This window comes from Streptomyces sp. Alt3, from assembly GCF_030719215.1.
GTDB lineage: Bacteria > Actinomycetota > Actinomycetes > Streptomycetales > Streptomycetaceae > Streptomyces > Streptomyces glycanivorans.
Map to the genome: position 1 here is coordinate 4,492,240 of NZ_CP120983.1, position 17,782 is coordinate 4,510,021.

The 17,782-nt window shown below is 71.0% G+C and carries 18 protein-coding genes; 15 read left to right on the forward strand and 3 right to left on the reverse strand.

Going from position 1 to position 17,782, the window contains the following annotated elements; all coding sequences use genetic code 11:
- Positions 1–52 precede the first annotated feature (52 nt).
- Together P8A20_RS19810 and P8A20_RS19815 are read left to right on the forward strand one after the other, a co-directional pair.
- Positions 53–1,261 carry a sensor histidine kinase gene (locus tag P8A20_RS19810; protein ID WP_306103959.1) on the forward strand — a complete coding sequence of 403 codons (1,209 nt, stop codon included), beginning with the start codon at positions 53–55 and terminating at the stop codon, positions 1,259–1,261.
- A 20-nt stretch (positions 1,262–1,281) separates the two neighbouring features.
- Positions 1,282–1,956, forward strand: a complete 675-nt coding sequence (locus P8A20_RS19815; protein ID WP_147958857.1) for a response regulator transcription factor — start codon at positions 1,282–1,284, stop codon at positions 1,954–1,956.
- Positions 1,957–1,998: 42 nt separating this feature from the next.
- On the opposite strand, the gene P8A20_RS19820 is transcribed toward P8A20_RS19815, so the two are convergent.
- Positions 1,999–3,111 carry a DUF5937 family protein gene (locus tag P8A20_RS19820; RefSeq protein ID WP_147960370.1) on the reverse strand — a complete coding sequence of 371 codons (1,113 nt, stop codon included), beginning with the start codon at positions 3,109–3,111 and terminating at the stop codon, positions 1,999–2,001.
- 104 nt (positions 3,112–3,215) lie between these two features.
- On the opposite strand from P8A20_RS19820, the gene P8A20_RS19825 reads away from it, so the two are divergent.
- The 11 genes from P8A20_RS19825 (at position 3,216) to P8A20_RS19875 (ending at position 11,869) form a co-directional block, all read left to right on the forward strand.
- Positions 3,216–3,374 (forward strand): hypothetical protein, encoded by a 159-nt coding sequence (locus P8A20_RS19825; RefSeq protein WP_187282110.1) that lies wholly within the window; start codon positions 3,216–3,218, stop codon positions 3,372–3,374.
- Positions 3,375–3,639: 265 nt separating this feature from the next.
- Positions 3,640–4,605, forward strand: a complete 966-nt coding sequence (locus tag P8A20_RS19830) for a Rossmann-like and DUF2520 domain-containing protein (RefSeq protein WP_306103960.1) — start codon at positions 3,640–3,642, stop codon at positions 4,603–4,605.
- Entirely contained in the window at positions 4,602–5,615 is a 1,014-nt protein-coding gene (panC, locus tag P8A20_RS19835; protein WP_147958859.1) for a pantoate--beta-alanine ligase, read from the forward strand. The genes P8A20_RS19830 and panC overlap by 4 nt, the downstream gene beginning before the upstream one ends.
- Entirely contained in the window at positions 5,612–7,393 is a 1,782-nt protein-coding gene (locus P8A20_RS19840) for an L-aspartate oxidase (protein ID WP_147958860.1), read from the forward strand. Before panC ends, P8A20_RS19840 begins: the two co-directional genes overlap by 4 nt.
- Before the next feature lie 2 nt (positions 7,394–7,395).
- Positions 7,396–8,445, forward strand: a complete 1,050-nt coding sequence (gene nadC, locus P8A20_RS19845) for a carboxylating nicotinate-nucleotide diphosphorylase (protein WP_147958861.1) — start codon at positions 7,396–7,398, stop codon at positions 8,443–8,445.
- Entirely contained in the window at positions 8,445–9,242 is a 798-nt protein-coding gene (locus tag P8A20_RS19850) for a type III pantothenate kinase (RefSeq protein ID WP_147958862.1), read from the forward strand. Before nadC ends, P8A20_RS19850 begins: the two co-directional genes overlap by 1 nt.
- 140 nt (positions 9,243–9,382) lie before the next feature.
- Entirely contained in the window at positions 9,383–9,979 is a 597-nt protein-coding gene (locus P8A20_RS19855) for a hypothetical protein (protein ID WP_147960371.1), read from the forward strand.
- A 66-nt stretch (positions 9,980–10,045) separates the two neighbouring features.
- Positions 10,046–10,225 carry a hypothetical protein gene (locus P8A20_RS19860; RefSeq protein WP_014155530.1) on the forward strand — a complete coding sequence of 60 codons (180 nt, stop codon included), beginning with the start codon at positions 10,046–10,048 and terminating at the stop codon, positions 10,223–10,225.
- A gap of 101 nt (positions 10,226–10,326) precedes the next feature.
- Entirely contained in the window at positions 10,327–10,761 is a 435-nt protein-coding gene (locus tag P8A20_RS19865; protein WP_147958863.1) for a BlaI/MecI/CopY family transcriptional regulator, read from the forward strand.
- Between the two features lie 9 nt (positions 10,762–10,770).
- Positions 10,771–11,388 (forward strand): amino-acid N-acetyltransferase, encoded by a 618-nt coding sequence (locus P8A20_RS19870; protein ID WP_261988609.1) that lies wholly within the window; start codon positions 10,771–10,773, stop codon positions 11,386–11,388.
- Positions 11,389–11,533: 145 nt separating this feature from the next.
- Positions 11,534–11,869, forward strand: a complete 336-nt coding sequence (locus P8A20_RS19875) for a histone-like nucleoid-structuring protein Lsr2 (protein ID WP_147958864.1) — start codon at positions 11,534–11,536, stop codon at positions 11,867–11,869.
- On the opposite strand, the gene P8A20_RS19880 is transcribed toward P8A20_RS19875, so the two are convergent.
- Complete coding sequence (locus P8A20_RS19880; protein ID WP_147958865.1) at positions 11,848–12,429, reverse strand: SCO3374 family protein; 582 nt, start codon at positions 12,427–12,429, stop codon at positions 11,848–11,850. The genes P8A20_RS19875 and P8A20_RS19880 overlap by 22 nt on opposite strands.
- A gap of 439 nt (positions 12,430–12,868) precedes the next feature.
- Between P8A20_RS19880 and P8A20_RS19885 the strand changes: the two genes are divergently transcribed.
- Together P8A20_RS19885 and P8A20_RS19890 are read left to right on the forward strand one after the other, a co-directional pair.
- Complete coding sequence (locus tag P8A20_RS19885; RefSeq protein WP_014155535.1) at positions 12,869–15,394, forward strand: ATP-dependent Clp protease ATP-binding subunit; 2,526 nt, start codon at positions 12,869–12,871, stop codon at positions 15,392–15,394.
- Positions 15,395–16,450: 1,056 nt separating this feature from the next.
- Complete coding sequence (locus P8A20_RS19890; protein ID WP_147958866.1) at positions 16,451–17,173, forward strand: M23 family metallopeptidase; 723 nt, start codon at positions 16,451–16,453, stop codon at positions 17,171–17,173.
- A 17-nt stretch (positions 17,174–17,190) separates the two neighbouring features.
- On the opposite strand, the gene P8A20_RS19895 is transcribed toward P8A20_RS19890, so the two are convergent.
- Positions 17,191–17,775, reverse strand: a complete 585-nt coding sequence (locus tag P8A20_RS19895; protein WP_147958867.1) for a TetR/AcrR family transcriptional regulator — start codon at positions 17,773–17,775, stop codon at positions 17,191–17,193.
- Positions 17,776–17,782: the final 7 nt, after the last annotated feature.

Consider the following 17,782-nt stretch of genomic DNA (forward strand, 5'->3'; position numbering starts at 1 on the left):
TCGGCCCTTCGGCTGACCCGGGCACCGATCAGCTGTCCCTACGCTGGGTAACGTGCAGCGCTTCTACGATTTCATCCGCAGACACCCGACGGGCGTCGACATCCTCTGGGCTGTCCTCCTCCTCGGGTTCTCCGGCGTGTCCATCGTGACCGACCAGATCGGTGCCGGCCTGGAGCGCGTCGCCGGGGTGCCGATCGCCGTCGGCCTGTCCGTCGTGGTCGCGCTGCGCCGCCGCTTCCCGGAGAGGATGCTGCTGCTCGCCATCCTGATGGGACTTGCCCAGCTGGCGCTCGGAGTACGGCCGGACGTGGCGGACTTCGCCATGCTGGTGATCACGTACACGGTGGCCACGGTGGGGGAGCGCTGGGCGTCCCGGCTCGCCCTCGGATGCAGCCTGGCCGCGGCGGGGATCTCGCGTCTGCGCTGGCCCGACGACGCACCGTACGGCGGCTGGGCGCAGTCGCTCGGCTACGTCGTGATCATGACCGTGCCCTTCGTCCTGGCCTGGGTGCTCGGCGACTCCATACGCACCCGGCGGGCCTACTTCAGTCAGCTGGAGGAGCGGGCCGCACGGCTGGAGCGGGAGCGCGAGGCGCAGTCGAAGGTGGCCGTGGCCGCCGAACGGGCCCGTATCGCCCGCGAACTGCACGACGTCGTCGCGCACAACGTCTCGGTGATGGTGGTCCAGGCGGACGGCGCCGCGTATGTCATGGACTCGTCCCCGGATCAGGCCCGGCAGGCGCTGGAGACCATCTCCGGCACGGGCCGTCAGGCGCTGGCCGAGATGCGGCGGCTGCTCGGGGTCCTCAGGACCGGGGATGCCCAGGAGGGCGGGGAGTACGTTCCCCAGCCCGACGTCGAACAGATCGAGGAACTCGTCGGCAAGGTCAGGGAGACCGGCCTCGCGGTGGACTTCAGGATCGAGGGCACCCCGCGCCCGCTGCCGAGCGGGGTCGAGCTGACCGCGTACCGCATCGTCCAGGAGGCGCTCACCAACACCCGTAAGCACGGCGGCCCGGACGCCGGGGCGAGCGTGCGGCTGGTCTACTTCGACGACGGGCTGGGCCTGCTCGTCGAGGACGACGGCCGCGGCGCCCCGCACGAGCTCTACGAGGACGGCGGCGCCGACGGTGCGGGGCAGGGGATGATCGGGATGCGCGAGCGGGTCGGCATGGTCGGCGGCACGCTCGACGCGGGCCCGCGTCAGGGCGGCGGGTTCCGGATCAGCGCCCTGCTCCCGCTCAAGCCGGCCGAACAGTGACTGCCAGGACTGGAGACCCCATGGCGATCCGCGTGATGCTCGTCGACGACCAGGTGCTGCTGCGCACCGGCTTCCGGATGGTGCTCGCCGCCCAGCCGGACATGGAGGTCGTCGCGGAGGCGGGCGACGGGGCCGAGGCGGTCGAGATCCTGCGGTCCACAGCCGTCGACGTGGTGCTGATGGACGTCCGCATGCCGAGGCTGGACGGTGTCGAGGCGACCCGGCGCATCCGCGCGCGGACCGATCCGCCCAAGGTGCTGATCCTGACCACGTTCGACCTGGACGAGTACGCGTTCTCCGGACTCAAGGCGGGCGCCAGCGGGTTCATGCTCAAGGACGTGCCGCCCGGCGAACTGCTCTCCGCCATCCGTTCGGTGCACAGCGGGGACGCCGTCGTGGCACCGTCCACGACCCGCAGGCTGCTCGACCGGTTCTCGCCGATGCTGCCGAGCGGCAGCAAGGAGCCGCAGCACAAGCACGTCGAGAAGCTGACGGGGCGCGAGCGCGAGGTGATGATGCTGGTCGCCCAGGGGCTGTCGAACGGCGAGATCGCGGGCCGTCTGGTGCTGTCCGAAGCGACGGTGAAGACCCACGTGGGCCGCATCCTCACCAAGCTCGGCCTGCGCGACCGCGTTCAGGTGGTCGTGCTCGCGTACGAGACGGGCCTGGTCAGGGCCGGCGGCGGGGCCGGCTGACCGACGGGCCGGCTGATCCGGCGGGTCACGGCGGGGCGCCGCTCACCGCAGTACTCCCTCCAGGAAGTCGCTGCCCAGCCGCGCCACGACGGTGAGGTCCAGCGAGTGCAGGACGTACCGGCCGCGTCGCCGGGTGGTGGCCAGGCCGGCCTTCTTGAGCACCCCCAGGTGGCGGGAGACCTCGGGGGGCGTGATGCCGAGCGAGTCGGCGAGCTCACCGGTGGTGTACGGGGAACGGGCCAGGTTGCGGCAGATCCGCATCCGCAGGGGATGGGCCAGCGCTTCCAGCCGGAGCTGGAGCAGCTCGACGGAGGCGGGGGAGGGCAGCTCCGGGCGGTGGACCGGGTAGTGGATCACCGGACGCCAGCCGGGGGCGTGCAGCACCATCAGATGAGGCCAGCCGAAGCTGGTCGGGACGAGGGTGAGGCCGGTGCCCGCGGCCGATCCCGTGGCGTCGGTCCGGCCCGTGGACAGCTTGTCGGCGCTGATCCTGCCGATCTCCTCGTCCAGGGACAGGGCTGCGGAGACGGCTTCCAGGGCCGCGCCGACGCCCTTGCGCCGCAGCAGCTCGGTCTTGTGCCGTGCGTCGGCGGCCAGCTGGACCTGTACACGCCGCCAGGTGTCGGCGAAGAAGGCCTGGTCGCAGTCCTCCAGGAGGCGCCGGATCCAGATGCGTACGGCGGCGGGGTCGGCCAGCAGCTGCCGGGTGAAGTCCAGCTGTTCCGGTCCCCTGGCGGTCGCCATCTCGACCGCGCGCGCCCGCGTCCGCGCGTCGGTGAGCGGGGAGGGGCCTCCGGTGTCGTACAGACTCGAACAGGTGAATTCCAGGGCGGCCGAGACGAACCGTTCGTCGTCGAGTTCGTCCAGGATGTCGAGGTCCTCGGCGAGCGTCGAGCCGGTCCTGCCGTCCCCGCCGCGGACACCGGCGAACGGCATGAAGATGTCGGAGAAGGTGTTCCGCCACAGGAACTCGGCCTCGTGCAGCCGGTCCGCGAGGTCCGGCTCCAGGGCCGCGGAGGTCGCGGTCGTCCAGCCGTGCAGGCCGGGGTGGTGTCCGGGCTCGGAAAGGGCATGGAGGGCCAGCCCCAGCTCGGCGAGGGGGGAGGTCTCGAAAACTATGCGCTCGGGAGGCAGGCCGGCGATGTCGATGTGCACGCTCACCCCTCCATGGTGCGGGGTGCCGGGACGGTTCCGGACGCCACTTGACTGCGGTCGTCAATCCACGGGCGGACCCGCCGGGCCGGAGCCAGGCTGGATGCATGGACATCGTTCAGCAGTACATGCTCGACAGCTACCGGGCCGCGCGGCGCGGTGAGGCGCCGCCCCCGCCGCCCGGCTCCCACGACCGCGAGGTCCTGCGCGGGATCCGCAGCCGTATCCGTGCCTGGGCGGCTGCACACCGGCCGCCCCTGGCCTGAGGCGGGGCCGGGGCCCGCCGCTCCGCGCGGCGCCTCCTCGGGCGGCCGCGGGCGGGCCCGCCTCCGGTTCCGCCGCTGTGCCCGCCGACGACTCCCGTGGGACGATCACCCGCCGGGCCGCTGATGCCGCCCGGCCCGGGTGTTCGCGGTGCGCAGAAGTTATCCACAGGCTGTGGACGGCCGTGGGGTGTGACGAAACGCTGGCGTAGCATGCAGAGAAATCGTCCGGTACCCACCGCGGACTGGAACGGAAGGCCGTCGCCGCGTGAACGCATCAGTTTCCAGAGAAGCCCTCGACGCGAGGGACCGCCCTGCCCGCCTCACCGTCGGAGTCGTCGGTGCGGGCCGGGTCGGCCCCGCCCTCGCCGCCTCGCTGCAGCTCGCCGGGCACCGCCCGGTCGCCGTGTCCGGTGTCTCCGACGCATCCGTGCGCCGGGCCGCAGCCCTGCTCCCCGACGTCCCCCTGGTCACCCCCGCCGAGGTCCTCGCGCGCGCCGAGCTCGTGCTGCTGACCGTCCCCGACGACACGCTGCCAGGCCTGGTCGAAGGCCTCGCCGAGACCGGCGCCGTGCGACCCGGGCAGCTGCTCGTCCACACCTCCGGGCGGTACGGGACCCAGGTGCTCGACCCCGCGCTGCGGGCCGGCGCCCTCCCGCTCGCCCTGCATCCGGCGATGACCTTCACCGGCACCTCCGTCGATGTCCAGCGGCTGGCGGGCTGCTCCTTCGGCGTCACCGCCCCCGAGGAGCTCAGGCTCGCGGCCGAGGCGCTCGTCATCGAGATGGGCGGCGAGCCCGAGTGGATCGCCGAGGAGTCCCGGCCGCTCTACCACGCGGCCCTCGCCCTCGGCTCGAACCACCTGGTCACCCTCGTCGCGCAGTCGATGGACCTGCTCCGGCAGGCCGGGGTGGGCGCGCCCGACCGCATGCTCGGCCCCCTGCTCGGAGCCGCGCTCGACAACGCCCTGCGCTCCGGCGACGCGGCGCTGACCGGCCCGGTCGCCCGGGGTGACGCGGGCACGGTGTCCGCGCACATCCGGGAGCTGCGCGCGCACGCGCCGCAGACGGTGGCCGGGTACCTCGCCATGGCGCGCGCCACGGCCGACCGGGCACTGGACCACGGCCTGCTCAAGCCGGAGTCCGCGGAGGCGCTGCTCGGCGTCCTGTCGGACAACGGCGCCGCGAACGGAACGAACGGTCCCGGCGAATCCGGGCCGGGGGAGAAGCGATGAACACCGCACCCGCCACCCTGCTGCGCTCCGCCGCCGAGCTGGAAGCCCTCGGCCGGGCCGCCGGCGCCCGCCGCGCCGTCGTCATGACGATGGGCGCTCTCCACGACGGCCACGCCACCCTGATCCGCGCGGCACGCGCCGCGGCGGGTCCCGAGGGCCAGGTCGTGGTCACCGTCTTCGTCAACCCGCTCCAGTTCGGTGAGGCCGCCGACCTCGACCGCTACCCCCGCACCCTGGACGCCGACCTCGCCGTCGCCTCGGAGGCCGGAGCGGACGCGGTCTTCGCCCCCTCCGTCGACGAGGTCTACCCCGGCGGCGATCCCCAGGTCAGGATCACCGCCGGCCCCATGGGCGAGCGGCTGGAGGGCGCCGCCCGCCCCGGGCACTTCGACGGCATGCTCACCGTCGTCGCCAAGCTCCTCCACCTCACCCGGCCGGACGCCGCGTTCTTCGGGCAGAAGGACGCCCAGCAGCTGGCGCTGGTCCGCCGCATGGCGCGCGACCTGAACTTCGGCATCGACATCGTCGCGGTGCCGACCGTCCGCGACCCTGACGGCCTCGCGCTCTCCAGCCGGAACCGCTTCCTCTCCGCCGAGGAGCGCAGCACCGCGCTGGCCCTGCCCAGGGCCCTGTTCGCCGCCCGCGACCGGCTCGCCGCCCAGCAGACACTGCACGCCCGCGCCCGGACGGTGCCGGAGCGCGAGGGGCGGGCCGACGCCCTCACCCGCCTCGGTGAGGCACGCGCGGCAGCCGACACACAGGCCGTGGCGCTGGCCCGGCCGACCGTCGCACCCTCTGCGGTGCTGGCCGCCGCACGGGCCGTCCTGGACGAGGCGGCCGAGCAGGACGTGCCGCTCACCCTGGACTACGTCGCGCTCGTCGACCCGGCGGACTTCACCGACGTGCCCGACGACCGCGCCGTCGGCGAGGCGGTCCTGGCCGTCGCGGCGCGGGTGGGGGCCACCCGCCTGATCGACAACATCCCGCTGACCCTCGGAGCGCTCACGTGACCGGAATACGGCTGACCGCCCCCGCCCCCGGCTGGGCCATCGACGCGGACGTCGTCGTGGTCGGCTCCGGCGTGGCCGGTCTCACCACCGCGCTCCGCTGCGCCGCCGCGGGCCTCGCGACCGTCGTCGTCACCAAGGCCCGTCTCGACGACGGCTCCACCCGGTGGGCCCAGGGCGGCATCGCCGCGGCGCTCGGCGAGGGGGACACCCCGGAGCAGCACCTCGACGACACCCTGGTCGCCGGTGCGGGGCTGTGCGACGAGACGGCGGTGCGCGCTCTGGTCACCGAGGGCCCCGGCGCCGTGGGCCGGCTGATCGACACCGGCGCGCACTTCGACACCACCGACACGGGAGCGATCGCGCTGACCCGCGAGGGCGGCCACCACCGTCGCCGCATCGCGCACGCCGGGGGCGACGCGACGGGTGCCGAGATCTCCCGCGCCCTCGTCGAGGCGGTGCGCTCCGCCGCCCTGCGCATCATCGAGAACGCCCTGGTCCTGGACCTGCTCACGGATGCCGAAGGCCGTACCGAAGGCGTCACCCTGCATGTCATGGGCGAGGGCCAGCACGACGGCGTCGGCGCCGTCCACGCCCCGGCCGTGGTGCTCGCCACCGGCGGCATGGGGCAGGTCTTCTCCGCCACCACCAACCCGCCGGTCTCCACGGGCGACGGGGTGGCGCTCGCGCTGCGGGCGGGCGCCGAGGTCTCCGACCTCGAATTCGTCCAGTTCCATCCGACCGTCCTGTTTCTCGGCGCCGACTCCGAGGGACAGCAGCCGCTGGTGTCGGAAGCGGTGCGGGGCGAGGGCGCCCACCTCGTGGACGCCTCCGGCACCCGTTTCATGCTCGGACAGCACGAGCTGGCCGAGCTGGCGCCCCGCGACATCGTCGCCAAGGCGATCACCCGGCAGATGCACCTCCAGGGCGCCGAGCACATGTATCTGGACGCCCGTCACTTCGGCGCCGAGATGTGGGCGCAGCGGTTCCCGACGATCCTCGCCGCCTGCCGCACCCACGGCATCGACCCCGTCACGCAGCCGATCCCGGTGGCCCCCGCCGCGCACTACGCCTCCGGCGGCGTGCGTACGGACCTCCGGGGCCGTACGACGGTGCCCGGTCTGTACGCCTGCGGCGAGGTCGCCTGCACGGGCGTGCACGGCGCGAACCGGCTGGCGTCCAACTCCCTCCTGGAGGGCCTGGTCTTCGCCGAGCGCATCGCGGCCGACATCACCGGCGCCACGGGAGTGCCCCGGGCGGATTCCGGGGCCGCCGTCCGGCGCACCTCCGTGGCTGATCCCGCGGGTGCCGGCACCGTCGCGCTGCTGACCGCGGAGTCCCGGACCGCGATCCAGCGGATCATGACCAGGGGCGCCGGGGTCATCCGCTCCGCCGGGAGTCTCGCCGTCGCGGCCGAGGAGCTGGAGGCGCTCCAGCTCGCCGCGGACGCCGCCGAGGACGGGCCCAAGGACGCCGTACCCGGGGTGGAGGCGTGGGAGGCCACGAACCTGCTCCTCGTCTCACGGGTCCTGATCGCCGCCGCACGGGAGCGCGAGGAGACCCGCGGCTGCCACTGGCGCGAGGACCGGCCCGACCGCGACGACGCCTCCTGGCGCCGCCACCTCGTCGTCCGTATCGCCACGGACCGGCAGCCCGTCGTCCGTACGACCGACGGTGCCGCGTTCCCGCCCGTACGCCCCGGAGACCCTGCCGACCCCACGGACACCGCAGGGTCCGACAGCCTTCGCAACCACCCCGCCGACGCCCCCGAGGAGCCGTAACCGTGAGCACGCCCGAAGAGAATCCGCGCCCCACCCCCGTGGACGTACCGCTGATCCACATCGGCGCACCCGCCGATTCCGGGGGCGGCTGCGGCGACGGCTGCGGCTGCGGTGACGGCTACGACCCCGACGGCCTGGAGTGCGGCCTCGATCCCGCACTGGCGCAGCTCCTGGCCGAGGCCGGTCTGGACCCGGTCCAGGTCGAGGACATCGCCCACGTCGCGATCGAGGAGGACCTCGACGGGGGCGAGGACGTCACCACCGTGGCGACCGTCCCGGAGGACGCCGTCGCCACCGGTGACTTCACCGCGCGCGAGGCCGGCGTCGTCGCGGGGCTGCGCGTCGCCGAGGCCGTCCTGTCCATCGTCTGCACCGACGAGTTCGAGGTCGAGCGCCACGTCGAGGACGGCGACCGCGTCGTGGCCGGCCAGAAGCTCCTCACCGTCACCACCCGCACCCGGGACCTGCTCACCGGCGAGCGCAGCGCGCTCAACCTGCTCTGCAGGCTCTCCGGGATCGCCACCGCGACCCGCGCCTGGGCCGATGTGCTCGAAGGCACGAAGGCGAAGGTCCGCGACACCCGTAAGACCACTCCGGGGCTGCGCGCGCTGGAGAAGTACGCGGTGCGGTGCGGCGGCGGGGTCAACCACCGCATGTCCCTCGTGGACGCCGCGCTGGTCAAGGACAACCACGTGATCGCCGCCGGCGGCGTCGCGGAGGCCTTCCGGCGGGTCAGGAAGGCGTTCCCGGAGCTCGCGATCGAGGTCGAGGTCGACACCCTGGAGCAGGTCCACGAGGTGCTCGACGCGGGTGCCGACCTGATCCTGCTGGACAACTTCACCCCGTCCGCGACCGCCGAGGCGGTCGCCATCGTCGGTGGCCGCGCGGCGCTGGAGTCCTCCGGCCGGCTCACCCTCGGCTCCGCACGTGCCTACGCCGACGCGGGCGTCGACTACCTGGCCGTCGGCGCGCTCACGCACTCCTCGCCGATCCTCGACATCGGTCTGGACTTCCGCGACGCCGCGGTGGCGACCGACGGGGCCGACGCCTGATGCTGCTCACCATCGACGTCGGCAACTCCCACACCGTCCTCGGTCTGTTCGACGGCGAGGAGATCGTCGAGCACTGGCGGATCTCCACCGACGCCCGCCGTACCGCCGACGAGCTCGCCGTCCTGCTCCAGGGCCTGATGGGCATGCACCCGCTGCTCGGTGTCGAACTCGGCGACGGCATCGAGGGCATCGCGATCTGCTCGACGGTCCCCGCCGTGCTCCACGAGCTCCGTGAGGTCACCCGCCGCTACTACGGCGACGTCCCGGCGGTCCTCGTGGAGCCGGGCGTCAAGACCGGTGTGCCGGTCCTGACGGACAACCCGAAGGAGGTCGGCGCGGACCGCATCATCAACGCGGTGGCCGCCGTCGAGCTCTACGGCGGCCCGGCGATCGTCGTCGACCTCGGCACCGCCACGACCTTCGACGCGGTCTCCGCGCGGGGGGAGTACACGGGCGGGGTGATCGCCCCCGGCATCGAGATCTCCGTGGAGGCACTCGGGGTGAAGGGCGCCCAGCTCCGCAAGATCGAGCTGGCGCGGCCCCGCAGCGTGATCGGCAAGAACACCGTCGAGGCCATGCAGTCCGGCATCGTGTACGGCTTCGCGGGCCAGATCGACGGTGTGGTCGAGCGCATGAAGAAGGAGCTGGCGGCCGATCCCGACGACGTCACCGTCATCGCGACCGGGGGCCTTGCTCCGATGGTGTTGGGGGAGTCCTCCGTCATCGACGAGCACGAGCCCTGGCTGACGCTCATCGGGCTGCGCCTGGTGTACGAGCGCAACATCGCCCGGATGTAGGGCGCGCCCGCGGCCACCTGCGGGAACGACTCGGCGGTGCTCCGTCCTACGGCGCCCCGCCGAGCGGTTGGTTAAACGGATTTTGTCCATTTAGCACGTATTGTCGCGTCATGCCCACGCCCTACGGATCACGTGGCGGCATGGCGTTCAGCGCGGACGAGCTCCGGGTGCTCCGACGTGCTCTCGCCAACGCCCTCCACCCCACGCCCCTGCCGGAAGAGGATGTCCAGGACTGCCTGCGCCTGGCAGGCGCGGTGGACGAGGTGGTGAGCGAGGCGGGACGGCTGCGCGCCTTCCTCCTCGCCGATCTCGCCCGTTACCGCGACGCGCTCCCCGGCTCCCTCACCGGCTATCTGGAACTCCTCCAGGACGCCCTCGCGGCGGGTTACGACCCTCGCCCCGACGATCTCGCGGCCCTGCGCGCCCTGCGCGCCGGGCCGGTCGCGGCGGCCCTGCTGGAACGCTGCCAGGTGCTCGCCGAGCGTTCGGTGCGGGCGCGCCTCGCCGGGCGTGCGGCCCCGGTGGCGGCGCCCGCGCCGCGCAGCAGGCTGCTGGCCCTCCCCGGCGGGCTGGCGGCGGCCAAGGAGCCGGAGCGGCCCCGGACCCCGTCGCGGCCCCCCGTGCCGGCTCGTCCGGCGGCTCCGGGGGAGCGGCCCATGCCCAAGCCGTCCGAGGTCTTCCCGCCCCGCCGCCGTCCCGCGCCGGCGCCTCCGCCGGAGGAGCGCGCCGTCTCCTGAGGGGGCCGACGCGCCTGAGGGGTGCCCGGGAGTGGCCGGAATGCCGGGCTCGCTACCCTGGACGGCATGGACTACGTATCCGCGCTCGTTCCCCCCGTGGTGATGGCTGTCTTCTTCATCGGCCTCGTCAGGACGATCATCAAGAGCCAGGGCGGCCCGAACAAGGCCAAGGAGGACGCCGCGGTGGACGCGGCGCTCGCCCGTGCAGAACTGGCCAAGCAGGCTCCGCGGCCCGAGGGCGTCTGACCCGGACCGAGCACGAAGGGCGCACGGCTCCACCGGAGCCGTGCGCCCTTTTGCCGTCCCGGAATTATCCCATTCCGGACATATGGCACTAAGGTAGCGGTGTGCCCCGCCAATTGGGAGAGCTGGAAGACACCGTGATGACACGGGTCTGGCAATGGAACCGCCCGGTCACCGTGCGGGAAGTTCTCGAGGACCTTCAACAGGAACGGTCCATCGCGTACACGACCGTGATGACTGTTATGGACAATCTCCATCAGAAGGGCTGGGTCCGGCGGGAAGTCGATGGCCGGGCATATCGATATACGGCGGTCTCCACCCGTGCCGCATACGCGGCCGCACTGATGAACGAGGCCTGGGCGCAGAGCGACAACCCGGCTGCCGCCCTGGTCGCCTTCTTCGGCATGATGTCCGCCGAGCAGCGCGAAGCTCTCCGGGACGCGATGCGAGTCGTCGCGCCCACCTTCCCCGAACCGGACGGGAACGGGGCCGACGGGACGACCGCAGCCGATGAAGCGCCGTCGGAGAGCGGGCGATAGCGTCGGGGGATGTCCTCAGAGCAGTCGCAAACCGAGCACCGTGCCGAGTCGCAAACAGGAGCGCATAGCGAGCCGGAAACGGGATCTCGCGCAGATGTTCATACCGGTCCGTCGGCTAATAAGCCGGCCATCACCGTCCGCCGGGCCAGGACGAGTGATGTGGCGTCCGTCCGTGGACTCCTTGACGGCTACGTCTCCCAGGGCATCCTGCTCGACAAAGCGACGGTGACCCTTTACGAGGACATCCAGGAGTTCTGGGTCGCCGAACGCGACGAGGACGCCCGTGTCATCGGCTGCGGCGCACTCCACGTGATGTGGGAGGACCTGGCCGAAGTCCGTACGCTCGCCGTCGACCAAGGCATCAGGGGTGCCGGAGTCGGACACCAGGTCCTGGACAAGCTCCTGCAGACCGCGCGCTGGCTCGGTGTCCGCCGGGTTTTCTGTCTCACGTTCGAAGTCGACTTCTTCGCCGCGCACGGCTTCACCGAGATCGGAGAGACTCCTGTCGACGGAGATGTCTACAGCGAGCTGCTGCGTTCCTATGACGAGGGTGTCGCAGAGTTCCTGGGTCTCGAACGAGTGAAGCCGAACACCTTGGGCAACAGCCGGATGCTTCTGCACCTGTGAACGGCGGAAGGCGCCGGAACCCTATGTCCGAATCGCGCATGTTTCCCGTGTTCTTGTGCTCCTGAACCTCTCCCAAGGGTTTGTGTTTTCCGGGGAAAAGCGGTTTCCTTTCCGCGTACTGCATTTTCGATGAAAGGAAAATCCGGTGGCACAGAAGGTTCAGGTCCTTCTTGTTGATGACCTCGACGGTGGCGAGGCGGACGAGACCGTGACGTTCGCTCTGGATGGCAAGACGTACGAGATCGACCTCACCACGACCAACGCGGACAAGCTCCGTGGTCTTCTTGAGCCCTACGCCAAGAGTGGACGTCGCACCGGTGGCCGCGCCGCGACCGGCCGTGGCAAGGGCCGCGCCGTTTCCGGTGGCAACAAGGACACTGCGGAGATCCGTCGTTGGGCGCGCGAGAACGGCCACAACGTGAATGACCGTGGCCGCGTTCCCGCCGAGATCCGTGAGGCTTACGAGAAGGCCAACGGCTGACCTGTCGGCCGATGCGCCCACAGGTGATTCCGGGCACGCAAGAGCCGGGCCCGGTGGCATTCGGTAGCTGCCGCGTCCACGAGTCGTACGAGATCGGGAGCATCCCCACCGCTGCTCCCGAGGCCGCCGAGGGCCGGGAGGGATCGTTCCGCCTCCCGGCGCGGTCCGGGGGGTCGCAGCCAGACCGCGGCCCCCGGCGAGCCTGCCGCCCGGCCGGGCGGCACCGGAGCCGTGATGTGCCCGCCGGTTCCCACGGCGGACAGGTCGAGATCGATTCCGCCCCACTCCAGCCAGTCGAGCAGACCGGGCACCTCCTCGGCGCTGCCCGCGGCCACCAGCAGCCGCATCCGCTGCCCCGCCACAGCCACCGGTCCGGTCCGGCCGACCCGGCGCAGCGCCGCGTGACCTGCCGCGGCCGGCAGCTCCAGCACGTCGAAGCGCAGCCCCGTCAGCAGGCGCACCGGTGACGTGCCCGCCGTGGCCCAGCCGAGTTCGCGGGCGTACCACTGCGCGCAGTCGTACTCCGTCGACGAGCGGGGGGGTGGGACGAGGGAAGCCATGTCCGTTGAACCGCGGAACCGGGCCCGGAGTTACGCGCCGTTCCCGTACGACTTCTCTGCGTGCTTGCCGAGGGGGCGTGCGGAAGCATCCGCCGGCACGAAGTTGTTCGCCCGTAGCTGAGGAAACGGGGGTGCGCCGCATGGACTGTCAGTCGGTGCGGGTAAGACATCCCTAGTGGGAAGGGGCGACACGCGGGCAAAAACGTCTCACGTTCGCCATCGGCGTACTGGCGAAAGGGCTATCTGCCTGGCCTGCGGGAACATCGTCTCGCACCATCGGGTTGGAGCAGTTGTCGGCGTTCGGGGCGGGAGATCCCCCGGAAGCAGGGCCGGGTGTCGGCAGTTGAAATGAGCGGTCCCCGCTTGCGGGACTAAGCTGCGGAAGGACAGGGAGGGGACCGACCCCTTACTGCCTGACCGCTCTGAGGAGCGATTAACGATGTTCGAGAGGTTCACCGACCGCGCGCGGCGGGTTGTCGTCCTGGCTCAGGAAGAAGCCCGGATGCTCAACCACAACTACATCGGCACCGAGCACATCCTCCTGGGCCTGATCCATGAGGGTGAGGGTGTCGCCGCTAAGGCCCTGGAGAGCCTCGGGATTTCGCTCGAGGCGGTCCGCCAGCAGGTGGAGGAGATCATCGGTCAGGGCCAGCAGGCCCCGTCCGGGCACATCCCCTTCACCCCCCGGGCCAAGAAGGTCCTGGAGCTGTCGCTCCGTGAGGCCCTTCAGCTCGGCCACAACTACATCGGCACGGAGCACATCCTGCTCGGCCTGATCCGCGAGGGCGAGGGCGTCGCGGCCCAGGTCCTCGTGAAGCTGGGCGCCGACCTGAACCGGGTGAGGCAGCAGGTCATCCAGCTGCTCTCCGGGTACTCGGGTGGCAAGGAGGCGGCCACCGCGGGCGGCCCCGCGGAGGGCACGCCCTCCACGTCCCTGGTGCTCGACCAGTTCGGCCGGAATCTCACCCAGGCCGCTCGTGAGTCCAAGCTCGACCCGGTCATCGGGCGCGAGAAGGAGATCGAGCGGGTCATGCAGGTGCTGTCCCGCCGCACCAAGAACAACCCGGTGCTCATCGGTGAGCCCGGCGTCGGCAAGACGGCTGTCGTCGAGGGCCTGGCCCAGGCCATCGTCAAGGGCGAGGTGCCCGAGACCCTCAAGGACAAGCACCTCTACACCCTCGACCTCGGTGCCCTGGTCGCCGGTTCCCGCTACCGCGGTGACTTCGAGGAGCGCCTGAAGAAGGTCCTCAAGGAGATCCGCACCCGCGGCGACATCATCCTGTTCATCGACGAGCTCCACACCCTGGTGGGTGCGGGCGCCGCCGAGGGCGCGATCGACGCCGCGAGCATCCTCAAGCCGATGCTGGCGAGGGGCGAGCTCCAGACCATCGGTGCCACGACGCTCGACGAGTACCGCAAGCACCTGGAGAAGGACGCCGCGCTCGAGCGCCGCTTCCAGCCCATCCAGGTCGCGGAGCCGTCGCTGCCGCACACCATCGAGATCCTCAAGGGGCTCCGCGACCGTTACGAGGCCCACCACAGGGTCTCCATCACGGACGAGGCGCTGGTCCAGGCCGCCACGCTGGCCGACCGCTACATCTCGGACCGCTTCCTGCCGGACAAGGCGATCGACCTGATCGACGAGGCCGGTTCCCGGATGCGCATCCGCCGGATGACCGCGCCGCCGGACCTCCGCGAGTTCGACGAGAAGATCGCGGGCGTCCGCCGCGACAAGGAGTCGGCCATCGACTCCCAGGACTTCGAGAAGGCAGCTTCGCTCCGCGACAAGGAGAAGCAGCTGCTGGCGGCGAAGGCCAAGCGCGAGAAGGAGTGGAAGGCCGGCGACATGGACGTCGTGGCCGAGGTCGACGGCGAGCTCATCGCCGAGGTCCTCGCCACCGCGACCGGCATCCCGGTCTTCAAGCTGACCGAGGAGGAGTCCTCGCGTCTGCTGCGTATGGAGGACGAGCTCCACAAGCGCGTCATCGGCCAGAAGGACGCCATCAAGGCCCTCTCGCAGGCGATCCGCCGTACGCGAGCCGGTCTGAAGGACCCCAAGCGCCCCGGTGGCTCGTTCATCTTCGCCGGCCCGTCCGGTGTCGGTAAGACGGAGCTCTCCAAGACGCTCGCCGAATTCCTCTTCGGTGACGAGGACGCGCTGATCTCCCTCGACATGTCGGAGTTCAGCGAGAAGCACACGGTTTCCCGTCTCTTCGGTTCGCCCCCCGGTTACGTGGGTTACGAGGAGGGCGGTCAGCTCACCGAGAAGGTGCGCCGCAAGCCGTTCTCCGTCGTCCTCTTCGACGAGGTCGAGAAGGCCCACCCCGATATCTTCAATTCCCTGCTCCAGATTCTGGAGGACGGTCGTCTGACCGACTCCCAGGGTCGGGTCGTGGACTTCAAGAACACGGTCATCATCATGACGACCAACCTCGGGACCCGGGACATCTCGAAGGGCTTCAACCTGGGCTTCGCCGCCCAGGGCGACGTCAAGACGAACTACGAGCGGATGAAGGTCAAGGTCAACGAAGAGCTCAAGCAGCACTTCCGGCCCGAGTTCCTCAACCGTGTCGACGACACGGTCGTCTTCCACCAGCTCACCGAGGAAGACATCATCCAGATCGTCGACCTGATGGTCGCCAAGGTGGACGAGCGTCTCAAGGACCGCGACATGGGCATCGAGCTCAGTGCCGAGGCCAAGTCGCTCCTGGCGAAGAAGGGCTACGACCCCGTGATGGGCGCCCGGCCTCTGCGCCGGACGATCCAGCGCGAGATCGAGGACATCCTCTCCGAGAAGATCCTCTTCGGTGAGCTGCGTCCCGGTCACATCGTGGTCGTGGGCACCGAGGGTGAAGGGGACGAGAAGAAGTTCTCGTTCCGTGGCGAGGAGAAGTCGGCTCTGCCGGACGTCCCGCCGATCGAGCAGGCAGCGGGCGGCGGCCCGAACCTGACGAAGGAAGCGTAGGGCGCCTGACGCCCGAGCGTCGAAGGGGCTGCCCCGGACCGGTTTCGGTCCGGGGCAGCCCCTTTTTTCGTGTACGTGCGTGTACGTGCGTACGTGCCGAGTCCTCCCGCGCGGTCGGATGGAGCGGGGGCCCGGGGGCCCGGGGGCACAAGGAAAGGCCCATGGGTGCCTGTACAGGGCCTGGGAGCCCTCCCGTGGGCGCGTACCGCCGCTCGGCAGCCGCAACGGCCAGGTGGACCGCCGGCGCCTGCGGTGTCCGGCCGCCGACCGGGTCACGTCCTGCGGTGCCGACGGGGTCACGTCCTGCGGTGACCGGCGGAACTGCCGAGTTCCCGGCTGCGGCACCTGGCCTGCCGGCCGACGGGCGACTCGTGCAGGGGCGTTTCCGGCATCGGCCGGTCGTGCCGACCGGCCGATGCCGGTCGTGCGGTTTTCCTGCCGGCCGTGGGCGGTTCACGCAGCTCGTGCCGGCTGCGGGCCGGTCGCGGCGTTCCTGCCGACCGCGGGCCGGGAAGTACAGGGCCGGAGCGGGGCGAGGCCGGGACTCGGGCGGGGCGTCCCGGTGCGAGCCGGGAGACGCCCTGTCGTGGGTGGCGCCGTGCGCTGCCGCACCGGTGCGTCGCGCAGGTGCGAGTCGGTGAGGCCGGCCCGCAGTGCCGAACGTCCCGAAACGGGCAGGCTTCGGACCCACCGGCGGTGACAAGGCGCACAGGCCCCGAGAGGCCTACTAGGGGTCTTAGGGGAAGTTGCCGTGGCCGGCCGAAGGACCTTCGGCCCGCCTCCGGGGAGACTTTCGGTGTTTGGGGCGGTATGCCCCTGTTGCAAGGCTGTGTCCAGGAAGGATGCCTTCAGAGCTGCGGGTAAACCCGCTTCGCGAAATTTGTCCGCAAGATCGTCCATGGCCTCCGGGCCTGGCTGCGGCGGGGAATTCCCGCCCCCTCAGCTACGGCTTTTGTTCGTAGATGGGGTGTTTGAGTGTTGTGGGGGGTGCGGGTTACCAAGGTGGAGCAAGCCCGGTCGAGCACCGGGTCCAGTCACCCCGGAGGTTCTCCCCGCATGTCGAAGCGCGTTACGTTCCAGCACTCCCGCCGCCCGTCCATGTCCCGCGTCAGTGGCGCCGTCGTGGCCGCAGGCCTGGGTGCGTCGATGGTGTTCGGCGCGGGCGCGGCGTTCGCGTCCGGCACGACGGGCACCGCGGACACCGCGGCCCTCGCCGGCGCGGCCACCGCCGACTCCGTCGCCCAGCAGGCGACCGCCCAGAGCAAGGCCGCCGCGAAGGCGAAGATGAGCAAGGCCGAGAAGGCCGAGGCCGAGAAGAAGGCGGCTGCCAAGAAGAAGGCGGCGGCGAAGAAGAAGGCCGCCTCCTGGGAGGCCCCGGTCAACAAGTACGTACTGAGTGCCACCTACGGCACCGGCGGTGACCGCTGGGCCAGCAAGCACTCGGGTCAGGACTTCGCGGTGCCGATCGGCACCAAGGTCGAGGCCGCGCACACCGGCCGCGTCGTCAAGGCCGGCCCGAACGGCGGCGGCGACGGTCCCGCGTACGGCAACGCCATCGTGATCAAGCACGCCAACGGCAAGTACTCGCAGTACGCGCACCTGTCGAAGATCGGCGTGAAGATCGGCGACCGTGTGAAGACGGGCGAGAAGATCGGCCTGTCCGGCAACACCGGTAACTCCAGCGGCCCGCACCTGCACTTCGAGATCCGGACGACCCCGAACTACGGCTCGGCGATCAACCCGGTCTCGTACCTGAACTCCGTGCACGTCCACATCTGACGGACACCGTCCGGCCGCTAAGCGGCGGGCCCGTGGTCATGGGCCTTGGTCACCAGCTCGATGGCGACCTCGAGAGCAGCCTCGCGCTTCTCCTCGGGGTCGCCTTCGGCGTCCCTGAGGGCCATCATCCCGGCGTGCATGGTGAAGAGCGCGCTGAAGCACCGCACCTGGTCGGTGAGAGCGGCGTCGGGTTCCTTGATCAGGTCGACCAGCGAGATGACCCGGTGCTTGATGGTGTGGCCGATGCTCAGCTCGCGCACCGTCGCCTGGTTCTCCTGCATGAAGACGAAGAGCGGCGTGGCGGCCTTGAGTGCCTCGCTGTAGCGGATCAGGATCTGCTTCTTCGTCTCCAGGGTGCGGGGCTGCGCCTTGCCCCACTCCAGGAGCTCCTCGACCGGCCGGTTCAGGTCCTCGAAGATGCTGACGAGGATGTCTTCCTTCGTCTTGAAGTGGTAGTACAGCGCCGCCTTGGTGACCTGTAGCTGCTCGGCGATCTCGCGGAGCGAGGTCTTCTCGTACCCCTGCTCGGCGAAGAGCTCCAGGGCCACGTCCTGAATGCGCTGGCGGGTGTTGCCCCGGCGCGGCTGCGGCGTGCTGCCCATGCGACTC